The following is a 12,907-nucleotide window of genomic DNA, read 5'->3' as shown; positions in this document are numbered from 1 at the left end:
TGAAGTCGATGGTCCCCGCGTGAACTTCCCTGTCCCGCACGTCAGTTGTCCCGGTACGCCTCCAGCAGGCGCAGCCACACCTCGCTGAGCGTCGGGTAGGACGGCACCGCGTGCCAGAGCCGGCTGATCGGGACCTCGCCCGCGACGGCGACGGTCGCCGAGTGGATGAGTTCGCCGACGCCGGGGCCGACGAAGGTGACGCCGAGCAGGATCTCGCGTTCGAGGTCGACGACCAGGCGGGCCTTGCCGCGGTAACCGTCCGCGTAGAGCCCCGCGCCGGCCACCGAGGCGAACTCGACGTCGACGGCGCGCACCCGGCGCCCGGCCTGTTCGGCCTCCGCGAGCGAGAGACCGACGGACGCGGCCTCCGGGTCGGTGAAGACGACCTGCGGGACGGCACTGTGGTCGGCGGTGGCCGCGTGCGCGCCCCAGGGGTCGGTCTCCAGGAGCGGTACGCCGGAGGCACGGGCGGCGATGGCGGCGCCCGCGATCCGGGCCTGGTACTTGCCCTGGTGGGTGAGCAGGGCGCGGTGGTTGACGTCGCCGACCGCGTAGAGCCACTGGCTGCCGGTGACACGGAGGCTGTCGTCGACGGTGAGCCAGGAGCCGGGGGTCAGACCGACCGTGTCCAGGCCGATGTCCTCGGTACGCGGGACGCGGCCGGTGGCGAAGAGGATCTCGTCGGCCTCGATGCGGTCGCCCTGGCCCGTGACGACCACGACCGTGCCGTTCTCCCGGGTGACCGACTCGACCGAGGCGCCGGTGCGCACGTCGACGCCCGCCGCGGTGAGCGCCTCGGCGATCAGTTCGCCGGCGAAGGGCTCCATGCGGTTGAGCAGGCCCTTGCCGCGGACCAGGAGGGTGACGCGCGAGCCGAGGGCCTGCCAGGCGGTGGCCATCTCGGTGGCGACCACGCCGCCGCCGACCACCACGAGCCGGCCGGGCACCTCCTGGGCGCTGGTGGCCTCGCGGCTGGTCCACGGGCGGACCTCGGCGAGTCCGGGCAGGTCGGGCAGTGCGGCGCCGGTGCCCGTGGCGACGGCGACCGCGTGCCGGGCGGTCAGCGTCGTCACCGTGCCGTCGGGGCCGGTCACGGTGACCGTGCGGGGTCCGGCGAGGCGGCCGTGGCCGCGGTAGAGGTCGGCGCCGATGCCGTCGAGCCAGCCGACCTGCCCGTCGTCCTTCCAGTGGGAGGTGAAGTAGTCCCTGCGGGCGAGGACCGCGGCCGCGTCGAGCGGGCCCTGCACGTCCTGACTCAGACCCGGCAGCCGGCGGGCGTCCGCCTGGGCGATCACCGGGCGCAGCAGGGCCTTGCTGGGCATGCACGCCCAGTACGAGCATTCGCCTCCGACAAGCTCGCTCTCCACGATCGCGGTGGAGAGTCCGGCCGCACGGGTGCGGTCCGCGACGTTCTCCCCCACGGGCCCGGCCCCGAGCACCACTACGTCGTACGCGATGTCTTCCGTTTCCGTCATGGGGCCAGTCTGCTCGGTGGTGTGACCGGAGGCCACACGGGTAGGGGCGCGGAATACGTGACCGGCCGGCCGCGTTGTGCCGACGGCTTCGCCCCGACACGAGGAAGTAGGGATACACGTCATGAGCAGCACCGTGGAGCTCACCAAGGAGAACTTCGACCAGACGGTCACGGACAACGAATTCGTCCTGATCGACTTCTGGGCAGCCTGGTGCGGGCCGTGCCGTATGTTCGCCCCGATCTACGACAAGGCCGCCGAGGAGAACCCGGACCTGGTGTTCGGCAAGATCGACACCGAGGCGCAGCCCGAGCTCGCCGCGGCCTTCGGCATCCAGTCGATCCCGACGCTGATGATCGTGCGTGACCAGGTCGCCGTGTACGCCCAGGCGGGCGCCCTGCCGGAGGCCGCCCTGACGGACGTCATCGGCCAGGCCCGCAAGCTCGACATGGACGAGGTCCGCAAGTCCGTCGCCGAGCAGCAGGCGCAGGCCGAGCAGAACGGCGAGTAGGTCTCAGCCCAGGAGCGGAAGTCCCGTGTAGTTGGCGGCCAGTTCGGCGGCCGCGTGCCGGGACGAGGTGATCCGGCGGAGACGCGCGAGCTGCACCCGGTTCTCGAACGCGTCCCCGTCCGGCTGGGTGTGCAGCATCCGGGTCATGTCGTACGAGAAACGCGTGGCCTGCCACACGCGTGCGAGGCATGCCTCGGAATAGGTGTCCAGGAGCCGCTCGGAGCCCGTGCGGTGCAGTTCGGCGAAGGCGCGGGCGAGGACGCGGACGTCGGAGACGGCGAGGTTGAGTCCCTTGGCGCCGGTCGGCGGCACGATGTGCGCGGCGTCGCCCGCCAGCAGCAGTCGGCCCAGGCGCATCGGTTCGTGGACGTAACTCCGCATCGGTGTCACGGACTTGGCGGTGATCGGGCCGCGCTTCAGGCTCCAGTCGGCGTCGACGGCGAACCGCGCGGCGAGTTCGTCCCAGATCCGGTCCTCCGGCCAGTCGTCGGGGTCGGTGTCGTTGGGCACTTGCAGATACAGGCGTGAGACGTGCGGGGAGCGCATGCTGTGCAGCGCGAAGCCGTCCTCTCCGCGCGCGTAGATCAACTCGTCGCAGGACGGCGCCACATCGGCCAGGACACCGAGCCAGGAGTACGGGTAGTCGTGCGCGTACGACCGGGCGACCTCGGCCGGGAAGGTGCCCCGCGAGATGCCGTGGAAGCCGTCGCAGCCGACCACCCAGTCGCAGCTCAGCGTCTGCTCACGGCCCTCGTGCACGAACCGGACGACGGGTGTCCCGCTCTCCGGCTTCTCCACCGCCAGGGCCTCCGCCTCGAACAACAGCGGTGGCCCCTCGGCCAGTTGGAGGGCGACGAGGTCCTTCACGATCTCGGTCTGGGCGTAGATGGTGACCGTCCGCCCGCCGGTGAGGGCCGGGAAGTCGATGTGATGGCGTTCGCGGTCGAAGCGCAGCTCGATGCCCTGGTGCACCAGCCCTTCGGCGCCGAGACGGTCGGCGGCGCCGGCCTCGCGCAGCGCGTCCACCGTGCCCTGCTCCAGCATTCCGGCACGCTGGCGCTGCTCGACGTACTCCCGCGTCCTGGCCTCCAGGACGACACACTCGATGCCCGCGCGGTGCAGCAGCCGGGCGAGGAGCAGCCCGGCGGGGCCGCCGCCGATGATGCCGACCGTCGTGCGCATGGGCGCCTCCTGAGGGTTCAGCTGGACTCTCGGTGGACGACCGTGGCGCCCAGTACCTCGTGCGTCTCGGGCCCGGCGCCCGGGTCGCGCACCGCGCGGTCCACCAGTTCGGCGAGGTCACGGCCGGACGGGAGCTCGATGTGCACCGTACTCAGCCGGGGCCGCAGCAGCCGGCCGAGGACGAGGTCGTCGGCGCCGATCACGGCCGTGTCCTGAGGAATGCGTACGCCCGCGTCCTGGAGGGCGCGCATCAGCAGCATCGCGTACTCGTCGTTGTAGGCGAACACGGCGTCGAGCTTGAGGGCGTGCCAGCGGGCGGCGAGGCGCGCGGCGGCCTGCTCGTCGTAGGCGAGGGGCAGGTCGGTGACCGCCGCGTCGGTGCCGTCCAGGGCCCGGCGCACGCCCTTGAGGCGGGGCAGCGAGAAGAGCTCCAGGCCGTCCTCCTCGGGAACGAGGACACCGATGCGGCGCCGGCCGCGGTCGTACAGGTGGCGGCCCGCGCAGAAGCCGACGGCCTCGTGGTCCATGAGCAGGGCGTGGGCGCCCTCGACGGAATCGGGGCCGAGGGTGACGACCGCCCGGGCGCCGGAGCGCTTGAGCACGGTCACACCCTGCGGGCCCAGGCTCGCGCCGGGCACCAGGACGGCGACGGGCCGCAGTTCGGCCCACGCGCGGGCGGCCTCGTCGCCCTGCAGTCCGACGGTGCCGTACTGGACGACGGTGTAGTCGAGGCGGCTGAGCGCCCACTGGAGTTCGTTGATGAACTGGCTGTAGAGGGGGCCGATCGGGATGGTGGGGGCGGGCATCAGGACCAGGCGGCTGTGTCCGGCGCGCAGGCTGCGGGCGGCCGCGTGGGGCACGTACCCGAGTTCCTTCGCGGCTTCGTGGACGCGGCGGCGCGTGGGCTCGCTGATGCGTACGGCGCTGGTGTTGTTGAGGACGTAGGAGACGGTCGCGCGCGAGACTCCGGCCAGACGGGCCACATCGGCGCTCGTGGGCACGGGGCGCGCGGCGGGGGACGCGAGCGCGGGCGTGTTCGGTATCTGCACCATGACGTGAGGCATCTTTGCAGAACCTGTGTCCGAGGCCACACCCGGTCCACAACGAACATGTTCGTCACGAACTTGTTCTCAACGAACATGTTCGTTACCGTGGAGACATGACAGACCGCCCCGACATCCCCCGCAGCCGCCGTGAGCGTCCGGCGAAGCCCGCCCTGTCCCGGGAGGGCATCGTGGCCGCCGCCGTGGCCGTGCTGCGCGCCGAGGGCCTGCGGAAGGTGACCATGCGGCGCCTGGCGCAGGAGCTCGACACCGGCCCGGCCTCGCTGTACGTCTACGTGCGCAACACCGCGGAGCTGCACGCGGCCGTGCTGGACGAACTGCTGGGCACCATCGGACCCGCCCCGACCGAGGGCTCGTGGCGCGAGCGGCTGGAGCGGGTGCTCACCGCGTACACGGCGATGCTCTTCGAGCACCCGAGCCTGGCCCGCTCCGCGCTCACCGCCCGGCCGAGCGGCCCGCACTACCTGACCCTGATCGAGACGCTGCTGGCCCTGCTCGACGAGGGCGGCGTCCCGCCGGCACAGGCCGCGTGGGGCGTGGACCTGCTGCTCCAGCACTCCACCGCGCAGGCCGCCGAGCACGTGGAGGACACGTCCGACGAGGAGTGGGATGCCGTGCGCCGTGCCGTGCGAGACGCGTCCGACCGCACACATCCACGCATCGCCGCACTCGCGGACGACCTGCTGTCGGGGCCACCCGAGGCCCGCCAGTCGTGGGCGCTCCGGGCAGTGATCAACGGCATAGAGCGGACCGCCGTACCCGACTGACCTCGCTCCCCCTCCCCTCCCCCACCTGCCACCTCTTCAAGTCCCGCCCCTTTCAAAGAGGTTCACCATGACCACCCCCCACCACCCCATCGCCGTCGTCGGCGGCGGACTCGGCGGGCTCACGCTCGCCCGGGTCCTGCACGTGAACGGCATCGAGGCCGCCGTCCTCGACCTCGACGACTCCCCCGCCGCACGCACCCAGGGCGGCATGCTCGACATCCACGACGACTCGGGCCAGCCGGCGCTGCGCGCGGCAGGTCTGTACGAGGCGTTCCTGACCCTGGTCCACCCGGGCGGCGAGGCCACCCGCGTCCTCGACCGGCACGGCACGGTCCTCGTGGACAGCCCCGACGACGGCAACGGCGGGCGCCCCGAGGTCGACCGCGGCCAGCTGCGCGACCTGCTGCTCGACTCCCTCCCCGAGGGCACCGTCCACTGGGGCGCGAAGGTCACCGGCGCCCGCCCGCTCGACGGCGGCCGGCACGAGGTGACGCTCGCGGACGGTTCCTCCTTCACGACCGATCTGCTGATCGGCGCGGACGGCGCCTGGTCCAGGGTGCGGCCGTTGCTCTCGGACGCGCGGCCCCAGTACACCGGCATCTCGTTCGTCGAGGTGGACCTCCCGGACGCCGACCTGCGGCATCCCGTGAGCGCCGAGGTCGTCGGCGGCGGCATGCTGATGGCGCTCGGCGCGGGCAAGGGCTTCCTGGGCCACCGCGAGACCGACGGCAGCCTGCACATCTACGTGGCGCTCAGCATCCCCGAGGACGGGTTCGACGGCGTCGACTTCACGGACACCGAGGCGGCGAAGGCGTACACGCTGGAGCACTTCGGCGACTGGGACAAGAGTCTGCGGGCGCTGGTCGGCGACGCCGACGGACCGCTGGTGCCACGGCACATCCACGCCCTGCCGATCGGGCACCGCTGGGACCGGGTGCCCGGGGTCACGCTGCTGGGCGACGCGGCCCATCTGATGTCACCGTTCGCGGGCGTCGGCGCCAACCTGGCCATGCTCGACGGGGCCGAACTGGGCCTGGCGCTGGCCGCGCACCCGGGCGACACCGAAGCCGCGCTGGCCGCCTACGAGGCGAGGCTGTTCCCGCGCAGCGAGGAGGCGGCGGCGGACTCCGCCGCGAACGGGATCCTGATGTTCCGCGACGACGCCCCGCAGGGCCTGGTCGACTTCTTCGGCTCGCACCACGGCTGAGCCGGACTCAGCGGGACGGCGGTACGGAGGTCACGCGCTCGACGAGGTCGACCCACCCGGCCTCCAGGCGGGCCATCGGCATCCCGCACTGCCTGGTCAGGTGGTGGATCAGGGCGGGGTCGAGGTAGCCCATCAGCGTCCGCGCCAGCAGTTCGCAGTCGGCGTCCGGCACGAGCTGCCGCAGCAGGACGGTGACGTGCATCGTGAGCGCCCGGGTCGGCGGCAGGTCGAACCTGCGGGTCGGTTCCGGCTGGGCGGCCAGTTGCAGATCCAGCTGCTCCTGCGTGCGGTACAGCACCGCCACGCCGAACGCCCGCAGCCGCTCCAGAGGCGGAGCCCCGGGTCCCAGCGGGGGCGGTCCGCCGAGGAAGTCGGCCTGGAGCTTCTTCGCCGAGTGGTCCAGCAGGGCCATCAGCAGTCCGGTCCGGTCGCCGAAGCGACGGAACACGGTCCCCTTGCCCACCTTGGCCGCGGCGGCCACCGCCTCCATCGTGACCCCGGCCGCGCCGTGCTCGGCGATCAGCCGGGTGGCCGCCTCCAGCAGCGCGGCCCGGTTGCGCGCGGCGTCGGCCCGCAGGCAGGGCTCGTCCTCGACGGGGCTGAGCTGCAACAACTCCGGCTCGCCGACGGGCTCCTGAGGCGCCGGTATGGGCGGCAGGGTAGCGGACATGAAGACAGCGTAAAGCATGGGAACAAAACTGGACCGCAGTCCGCTTAGGGTGCTAGAACTTGAAACGGACCTCGGTCCGGATCGTAACGGCAATGTTTCAGCACCCCCTCTGGAGTCCCCCATGTCTGTTCGCATCCTCGCGCTCGTCGGCAGCCTTCGCGCCGGTTCGCACAACCGCCAGCTCGCCGAGGCCGCTGTGAAGCTGGCCCCGGAGGGCGCGGACATCGAGCTGTTCGAGGGCCTGGCCGAGATCCCGTTCTACAACGAGGACATCGACGTCGAGGGCGACGTGCCGCCCGCCGCCGCCAAGCTGCGCGCCGCCGCCCAGGCCGCCGACGCCTTCCTGCTCTTCTCCCCCGAGTACAACGGCACCATCCCGGCCGTCCTGAAGAACGCCATCGACTGGCTGTCCCGCCCGTACGGTGCCAGCGGCTTCGGCGGCAAGCCCGTCGCCGTGGTCGGCACCGCCTACGGCCAGTTCGGCGGCGTGTGGGCGCAGGACGAGGCCCGCAAGGCCGTCGGCATCGCCGGCGGCAAGGTGATCGAGGACCTCAAGCTCTCCATCCCCGGTTCCGTGGTCCGCTTCGCCGAGACCCACCCGGCCGACGACGCCGAGGTCGCCGCGCAGGTGACCGAGGTGCTCACCCGTCTGCACGGTCACGCGGGCGAGACCGTCGCCGCCTGATCGGCGCACGCGTCACCCGAAGGGGCCGGAGCTCTGAGCTCCGGCCCCTTTTCAGTGGTGCGGGCCCTTCCGGCCCAGGGTCTCCACAGGGCCCGCGCCGGGGCGGTTCCACTGCGGCACCGGTCGGCTGGTGCCGCCCCAGGTGGCGTTCCCGTCCGCGTCCGTGCGCCAGGACCAGCAGGCGTGCGCGCCCTCGGGCCAGCCCTCGGGGTTGTCCTCCCAGGTCTCGCCTCGGCCGTAGGGAGTCATGTCGAGCAGGCCGAGGGACCCGTTGACCCGCTCGTTGCCGCGACCCGTCGTGGAGTAGGTGAGGAACACGCGGTCGCCGTCGCGCAGGTAGCTGGCGAGGTAGCCCATGTGGCCGCCGGCCGGCCCGTCCACACCGCGCACCGAGTACCAGGGCTGGGTGTAGCCCATGAACTCGACGTACGAGGCGATCTCGTCCCACGGGCCCGTGGCCAGCACGGCGAACGAGACGCCGCGGGCGTGGAGATAGACGGCGTCCTGGAGGTGCCAGGCCGTGGTGGTGCAGCCCTCGCACTGCCCCTGGTGGGGCGCGCCGTCGTACCACATGTGCTTGTAGACGACGAGCTCGTCGCGGCCCTGGAAGAGGTCCAGGAACGGGACCGGTCCGTCGGCGCCGGTGACCTCGACCTTGCCGTCGAACTCGACCATCGGCAGCCGCCGCCGGGCCGCGGCGATCGCGTCGCCCTCGTGGGTGTGCGCCTTCTCCCGGATCAGCAGCTCCTCGCGCGCCGCCTGCCAGGTGGCCAGGTCGACGACCGGCGGTTTGCCGGGAAGGCCGCCGCTCGCGTTGCCGGGCGTGGTCGTCATGGTGTCCTCCGTGGTGTCCGATGCCGGGCGTCGTCGTACGACGCGCTACGACGCACACCGGAACAGACTCGCGAAGGCGCCGGAACTCATCGCGGCCGAGGGCTGTGGTTCGGGTCGGTCCGTCCCCTGGGGCCTCAGGCCACCACCGTCCGCGCCAGCTCCCGCAGTTCGCGCAGCGCGGCGGCGACCGCGGGACGCTCCCGGCCGCCCGTGCGGGTGGAGGTGAGGAGCTTGCGGTGCGGGTCGCCCGTGCAGCGGACGCGGGTGATCGGCAGGTGCGGGGTGAGCTGGGAGAGCCTCGGGATCAGGGCCACCCCGAGCCGGTGGGCCACCAGGTGGGCGGTGACGTTCCACTCCACCGTGTAGTGGACGACGCCGGGGCTGAACCCGGCCTCGCCGCACGCCGACAGCACGTGCGGGCTGCACGGGCTGTCGGGCATCGGGGCGATCCAGTCCTCGTGCGCCGCGTCGGAGAGGTCGACGCGCTCACGCCCCGCCAGCGGGTGGTCATCGGGTACGACGAGGTCGAACGGGTCGTCCAGCAAAGGCTGTTGGTCGAAGCGGGCGTCGCTCAGCGGCGGGTTGAACGGCGTGGCCTCCACGACCGCCAGATCGGCCTCGCCCTCGAAGAGCTGGTCGAAGCTGTCCGGCACGCCCGCCTCCCGGATGCGCACCGACAGCCGCGGATGCCGCTCCCTCAGCCGGGCCGCCATCGGCGCGAGCAGCACCGACACGGCCGTCGGGAAGCCGCTCACCCGCAACAGGCCGCCGGGGGCGCTGTGTTCGGCGCGGAGATCCAGCTCGGCCTGTTCCCAGCGCGCCTCGATGGCGTCGGCGTGCGCGAGCAGACTCTCGGCGGCCGGGGTGAGGCGTACTCCGCGGCCTTGCGGCTCCAGCAGGTCGACGCCGAGTTCGCGGGCGAGCCCGCGGATCTGCTGGGAGGCGGCGGACGGGGTGAAGTGCAGGGCGTGGGCGGCCGCGGTGACCGTGCCGTAGTGCGCGACCGCGCGCAGGACGTGGAGCCGGCGCAGATCAATCATGAAGTCCACGCTTCAAGGTCGGGTCCGGAAAGTCAACCTGGACGTGTACGGAGGTCGGGCCGCACGCTGGGTGTGTCGCGACGGTCAACCAGCCACGAGATACGAGGAGTTCCCATGCCCGGCCCGACCGGCGCCGCCTGCCCGCACTGCGGATGGCCCGACGCCGCCGACCCCTTCCAGGTGCTGTCCCGGCACGCCACCGCCGGCGGCCTCACCCTCTGGACGCGCTGCGGCTGCGGTTCGCTCCAGGTCAGGAGCGTGGACGACCGCGGTGTGCGGATCGTCTCGCGCAGCCGCCCCGCCACCGCTCAGTCGAGTCCGGCCAGCCGCTGAACGGCCGGTGCCACGAAGCTCTCCATCCAGCCGGAGGTCTCACCGAGGCGCGGCGAGAGGATGACCGTGTCGATGCCGAGCCCGGTGTAGCCCTCGATGTCCCGGGTGGCCGCGTCGAGGTCGCCCTCGTTGACCGCCTCTCCGCTGTAGGCGACGGTCTTGCGGATCGTGTCGTAGTCGCGCCCCTCGGTGTCGCAGTGGGCGCGGAGCACGTCGAGCTTGTGGCGGACCTCGTCCGGGGAGGTCGTGAAGAGGTTGCACGCGTCGCCGTAGCGGGCGACCAGGCGCAGCGTCTTCTTCTCGCCGCCACCGCCGATCATGATCTCGGGGCGGGGAGCGCTGACCGGGGCCGGTACGCACAGGGTCTCGGCCAGCCGGTAGTGCTTGCCCTCGAACGGGCCGTTGTTGTCCGGGTCCCACATCTGGAGGCAGACGCGCAGGGCCTCCTCCAGGCGCTCGAAGCGCTCCGCGAGCGGCGGGAAGGCCACGCCGAGGCCCTCGTGCTCGCGGCCGTACCAGGCCGCGCCGATGCCGAGGGTGGCCCGGCCGCCGGACAGGATGTCGAGGGAGGTGGCGATCTTGGCGAGCAGCCCGGGGTGGCGGTACGTCACACCGGTGACCAGCGCGCCGAGCTGCACCGTGGAGGTCTGGCCCGCGAGGTAGCCGAGGGTCGTGTAGGCCTCCAGCATCGGCGCCTCGGCGCCGCCGTTGAACTCCATCTGGAAGTAGTGGTCCATGACCGACAGCCAGCTGACCCCGGCCGCCTCGGCCGCGCGGCCGGCCGCGGCGAGCTCGGTCCCGAGGGCGGGGCCTCCCCCGCGGTGGTCGAACCGGTTGATGTGCACACCCACACGCATGTCCGTCTCCGTTCGCCCCGGCCCGTACCGATCCGTGCCGACCCCGGCGACGTTAGATCTTCGAGCACTCTCGAAGTCAAGGACGCGCCGCTTCACGCCTGGGGCGTGCCGCTTCACGCCGGGGGGCGTGCCGCCTCACGCGCTTCCTGCTTCTTCGACGCCCGCAGGCTGGTGAACGTCGTGACCGCCAGGACCAGCACGATGAAGCCCAGCGAGAAGGGGATGGAGATCTCCGGGACGTGCACGCCGGACTCGTGCAGTGCGTGCAGCACCAGCTTGACGCCGATGAAGCCCAGGATGATCGACAGGCCGTAGCTGAGGTGCACCAGCTTCTTGAGCAGGCCGCCGATGAGGAAGTACAGCTGCCGCAGGCCCATCAGCGCGAAGGCGTTGGCGGTGAACACGATGTACGGGTCCTGGGTCAGCCCGTAGATGGCCGGGATGGAGTCGAGCGCGAACAGTACGTCCGTGGAGCCGATCGCGAGCATCACGACCAGCATCGGGGTCATGACCCGCTTGCCGTTCTGCTCGACCCAGAGCTTGGTGCCGTGGTAGCGGTCGGCGACGCCGAACCGCTTCTCCACCGCCTTCAGCAGCTTGCTCTCCTCGTAGTCCTCCTCGTGCCCTTCCTTGCGCGCGTCCTGGATGAGCTTCCAGGCGGTCCAGATCAGGAAGGCGCCGAAGAGGTAGAACACCCAGGAGAAGGTGGAGATGATCGCCGCGCCGGCGGCGATGAAGCCGGCGCGCAGCACCAGGGCCACGAGGACGCCGACCATCAGCACCCGCTGCTGGTACTGCGAGGGCACCGCGAACTTCGCCATGATCAGGACGAAGACGAAGAGGTTGTCGACACTGAGCGACTTCTCGGTGACGTACCCGGCGAAGAACTCGCCCGTGGGCCCCGCCCCGCCGAAGACGAGAAGGCCCACCCCGAAGAGACAGGCCAGGACGACCCACACGATCGTCCACACCCCGGCTTCTCTGACCGACACGTCGTGGGGTTTGCGGCCGATGAAGAAGTCGACGGCGACGAGCAGGCACAGGGCCAGTACGGTCAGCAGCCAGACGGTGAGGGAGACGTTCACGGGTGGGACTCCTGGTGCGGTGGGGGGTCCGGTCAGCGTTGTCGGGACGTGTGATCTCTTCCACCACGGACAGGTGAACAACGGGCAATGAGGCGGTTTCGGGAGTCCACCCGCCATTCGGCGGGCACCTTCCGCCGGACGGCGGCGGGCCCGGCGGCGCCGTCGCGCGGACCATGGCTGTCGAGAACCGCCGCGCCCCGCGTGAGGAGACGTCATGACCCAGGTTCCGCCCCCGTTCGACCCCGAGCTCGCCGCCGCGCTGGAGCTGGTCAGGGATGTGATCTCGCCCGGCCTCACGCTGGACGACATCGCCACGATGCGCGAGGGAATGGGGGTCGACTTCCTGGGCGAGCTCGACCTGACCCTCGACGGGTTCTTCGAGGTCGAGGACCGTACGGTGCCGGGTCCCGACGGCGAGCCGGACATCTCGCTGCTCATCTGCCGTCCCACCGCCCCCGCGACCGTCGGCCCGCGGCCCGTCTTCTACCACGTGCACGGCGGCGGCATGGTCATCGGCGACAACCGGATCGGCGTGACCGCGGCCCTCGACTGGGCGAAGGAACTGGACGCGGTCGTCGTCTCCGTGGAGTACCGGCTGGCACCGGAGCATCCGCACCCGGCGCCGATCGAGGACGTCTACGCCGGACTGGTCTGGACGGCGGAACACGCGGCCGAACTCGGTGCCGACGCGGACCGGATCGTGATTGCGGGCGCCAGCGCGGGCGGTGGACTGACCGCGGCACTGGGCCTGCTCACCCGGGACCGCAAGGGTCCGCGGCCGATCGGCCAGGTGCTGATGTGCCCGATGCTCGACGACCGCAACGACACCGTCTCCTCCCACCAGATGGCGGGCCTCGGTGTCTGGGACCACACGGCCAACGAGACCGGCTGGACGGCACTGCTCGGCGACCGGCGCGGCGGCCCCGACGTGTCCCCCTACGCCTCCCCCGCCCGCGCCCACGACGTCACCGACCTGCCGCCCACCTTCATCGACGTCGGCTCGGCGGAGACCTTCCGCGACGAGGCGGTCGCCTACGCCACCCGGATCTGGCAGTCCGGCGGAGTCGCCGAGCTGCACGTATGGCCGGGCGGCTTCCACGGCTACGACGGCTTCGTGCCGCAGGCGGCGGTGTCCCGCGCGACCGGGGCGGCACGGCTGAACTGGCTGCGGCGGCTCATCGGCGAGTGAGGGGATCCGGC

General features: G+C 71.9%; 14 protein-coding genes. 6 read left to right on the top strand and 8 right to left on the bottom strand.

The window, feature by feature from the left end; translation table 11 throughout:
• Nucleotides 1-41: 41 nt before the first annotated feature.
• Nucleotides 42-1,475, bottom strand: a complete 1,434-nt coding sequence (locus ACWD5F_RS36035) for a dihydrolipoyl dehydrogenase family protein (protein WP_451260523.1) — start codon at nucleotides 1,473-1,475, stop codon at nucleotides 42-44.
• A gap of 121 nt (nucleotides 1,476-1,596) precedes the next feature.
• Between ACWD5F_RS36035 and trxA the strand changes: the two genes are divergently transcribed.
• Nucleotides 1,597-1,983 carry a thioredoxin gene (trxA, locus tag ACWD5F_RS36030; RefSeq protein ID WP_123996407.1) on the top strand — a complete coding sequence of 129 codons (387 nt, stop codon included), beginning with the start codon at nucleotides 1,597-1,599 and terminating at the stop codon, nucleotides 1,981-1,983.
• Nucleotides 1,984-1,986: 3 nt separating this feature from the next.
• Here trxA and ACWD5F_RS36025 read toward each other — a convergent pair whose 3' ends face one another.
• Both ACWD5F_RS36025 and ACWD5F_RS36020 read right to left on the bottom strand, forming a co-directional pair.
• The gene (locus ACWD5F_RS36025; RefSeq protein WP_451260522.1) at nucleotides 1,987-3,165 is read right to left on the bottom strand and encodes a 4-hydroxybenzoate 3-monooxygenase; all 1,179 of its coding nucleotides are present in this window, start codon (nucleotides 3,163-3,165) and stop codon (nucleotides 1,987-1,989) included.
• Between the two features lie 17 nt (nucleotides 3,166-3,182).
• Entirely contained in the window at nucleotides 3,183-4,217 is a 1,035-nt protein-coding gene (locus ACWD5F_RS36020) for a LacI family DNA-binding transcriptional regulator (protein WP_451260521.1), read from the bottom strand.
• 107 nt (nucleotides 4,218-4,324) lie between these two features.
• Here ACWD5F_RS36020 and ACWD5F_RS36015 point away from each other — a divergent pair, with 107 nt between their 5' ends.
• Together ACWD5F_RS36015 and ACWD5F_RS36010 are read left to right on the top strand one after the other, a co-directional pair.
• Nucleotides 4,325-4,996 (top strand): TetR/AcrR family transcriptional regulator, encoded by a 672-nt coding sequence (locus ACWD5F_RS36015; RefSeq protein WP_451260520.1) that lies wholly within the window; start codon nucleotides 4,325-4,327, stop codon nucleotides 4,994-4,996.
• 67 nt (nucleotides 4,997-5,063) lie between these two features.
• Nucleotides 5,064-6,203: an FAD-dependent oxidoreductase gene (locus tag ACWD5F_RS36010; RefSeq protein ID WP_451260519.1), complete on the top strand. Its 1,140-nt coding sequence runs from the start codon at nucleotides 5,064-5,066 to the stop codon at nucleotides 6,201-6,203.
• A gap of 7 nt (nucleotides 6,204-6,210) precedes the next feature.
• Here ACWD5F_RS36010 and ACWD5F_RS36005 read toward each other — a convergent pair whose 3' ends face one another.
• Nucleotides 6,211-6,891, bottom strand: a complete 681-nt coding sequence (locus tag ACWD5F_RS36005; RefSeq protein ID WP_451260518.1) for a TetR/AcrR family transcriptional regulator — start codon at nucleotides 6,889-6,891, stop codon at nucleotides 6,211-6,213.
• A 103-nt stretch (nucleotides 6,892-6,994) separates the two neighbouring features.
• Here ACWD5F_RS36005 and ACWD5F_RS36000 point away from each other — a divergent pair, with 103 nt between their 5' ends.
• Nucleotides 6,995-7,558, top strand: a complete 564-nt coding sequence (locus ACWD5F_RS36000; protein WP_123996413.1) for an NAD(P)H-dependent oxidoreductase — start codon at nucleotides 6,995-6,997, stop codon at nucleotides 7,556-7,558.
• Nucleotides 7,559-7,609: 51 nt separating this feature from the next.
• Here ACWD5F_RS36000 and ACWD5F_RS35995 read toward each other — a convergent pair whose 3' ends face one another.
• Nucleotides 7,610-8,392, bottom strand: coding sequence for a DUF899 family protein (locus ACWD5F_RS35995; RefSeq protein WP_451260517.1), 783 nt, complete (start codon nucleotides 8,390-8,392; stop codon nucleotides 7,610-7,612).
• A 134-nt stretch (nucleotides 8,393-8,526) separates the two neighbouring features.
• Complete coding sequence (locus tag ACWD5F_RS35990; protein ID WP_451260516.1) at nucleotides 8,527-9,432, bottom strand: LysR family transcriptional regulator; 906 nt, start codon at nucleotides 9,430-9,432, stop codon at nucleotides 8,527-8,529.
• A gap of 114 nt (nucleotides 9,433-9,546) precedes the next feature.
• On the opposite strand from ACWD5F_RS35990, the gene ACWD5F_RS35985 reads away from it, so the two are divergent.
• On the top strand, nucleotides 9,547-9,765 hold the full coding sequence (locus tag ACWD5F_RS35985; RefSeq protein WP_451260515.1) for a hypothetical protein: 219 nt from the start codon (nucleotides 9,547-9,549) through the stop codon (nucleotides 9,763-9,765).
• Here ACWD5F_RS35985 and ACWD5F_RS35980 read toward each other — a convergent pair.
• Nucleotides 9,741-10,622, bottom strand: a complete 882-nt coding sequence (locus tag ACWD5F_RS35980; RefSeq protein ID WP_451260514.1) for an LLM class F420-dependent oxidoreductase — start codon at nucleotides 10,620-10,622, stop codon at nucleotides 9,741-9,743. The two genes, ACWD5F_RS35985 and ACWD5F_RS35980, sit on opposite strands and share 25 nt — an antisense overlap.
• A gap of 113 nt (nucleotides 10,623-10,735) precedes the next feature.
• Nucleotides 10,736-11,707: a TerC family protein gene (locus ACWD5F_RS35975; RefSeq protein WP_451260513.1), complete on the bottom strand. Its 972-nt coding sequence runs from the start codon at nucleotides 11,705-11,707 to the stop codon at nucleotides 10,736-10,738.
• 214 nt (nucleotides 11,708-11,921) lie between these two features.
• Between ACWD5F_RS35975 and ACWD5F_RS35970 the strand changes: the two genes are divergently transcribed.
• The gene (locus tag ACWD5F_RS35970) at nucleotides 11,922-12,896 is read left to right on the top strand and encodes an alpha/beta hydrolase (protein ID WP_451260512.1); all 975 of its coding nucleotides are present in this window, start codon (nucleotides 11,922-11,924) and stop codon (nucleotides 12,894-12,896) included.
• Nucleotides 12,897-12,907 lie beyond the last annotated feature (11 nt).

This window comes from Streptomyces sp. NPDC002499, assembly GCF_053595415.1.
Note: the sequence above shows the minus strand (reverse complement) of the source record. Positions and strands in the feature narration are given on the sequence as shown.

Coding starts and splice junctions, on each gene's coding strand:
- ACWD5F_RS36035 (WP_451260523.1), bottom strand. CDS start 1,475: ATGACGGAAACGGAAGACATCGCGTACGACGTAGTGGTGCTCGGGGCC.
- trxA (WP_123996407.1), top strand. CDS start 1,597: ATGAGCAGCACCGTGGAGCTCACCAAGGAGAACTTCGACCAGACGGTC.
- ACWD5F_RS36025 (WP_451260522.1), bottom strand. CDS start 3,165: ATGCGCACGACGGTCGGCATCATCGGCGGCGGCCCCGCCGGGCTGCTC.
- ACWD5F_RS36020 (WP_451260521.1), bottom strand. CDS start 4,217: ATGGTGCAGATACCGAACACGCCCGCGCTCGCGTCCCCCGCCGCGCGC.
- ACWD5F_RS36015 (WP_451260520.1), top strand. CDS start 4,325: ATGACAGACCGCCCCGACATCCCCCGCAGCCGCCGTGAGCGTCCGGCG.
- ACWD5F_RS36010 (WP_451260519.1), top strand. CDS start 5,064: ATGACCACCCCCCACCACCCCATCGCCGTCGTCGGCGGCGGACTCGGC.
- ACWD5F_RS36005 (WP_451260518.1), bottom strand. CDS start 6,891: ATGCTTTACGCTGTCTTCATGTCCGCTACCCTGCCGCCCATACCGGCG.
- ACWD5F_RS36000 (WP_123996413.1), top strand. CDS start 6,995: ATGTCTGTTCGCATCCTCGCGCTCGTCGGCAGCCTTCGCGCCGGTTCG.
- ACWD5F_RS35995 (WP_451260517.1), bottom strand. CDS start 8,392: ATGACGACCACGCCCGGCAACGCGAGCGGCGGCCTTCCCGGCAAACCG.
- ACWD5F_RS35990 (WP_451260516.1), bottom strand. CDS start 9,432: ATGATTGATCTGCGCCGGCTCCACGTCCTGCGCGCGGTCGCGCACTAC.
- ACWD5F_RS35985 (WP_451260515.1), top strand. CDS start 9,547: ATGCCCGGCCCGACCGGCGCCGCCTGCCCGCACTGCGGATGGCCCGAC.
- ACWD5F_RS35980 (WP_451260514.1), bottom strand. CDS start 10,622: ATGCGTGTGGGTGTGCACATCAACCGGTTCGACCACCGCGGGGGAGGC.
- ACWD5F_RS35970 (WP_451260512.1), top strand. CDS start 11,922: ATGACCCAGGTTCCGCCCCCGTTCGACCCCGAGCTCGCCGCCGCGCTG.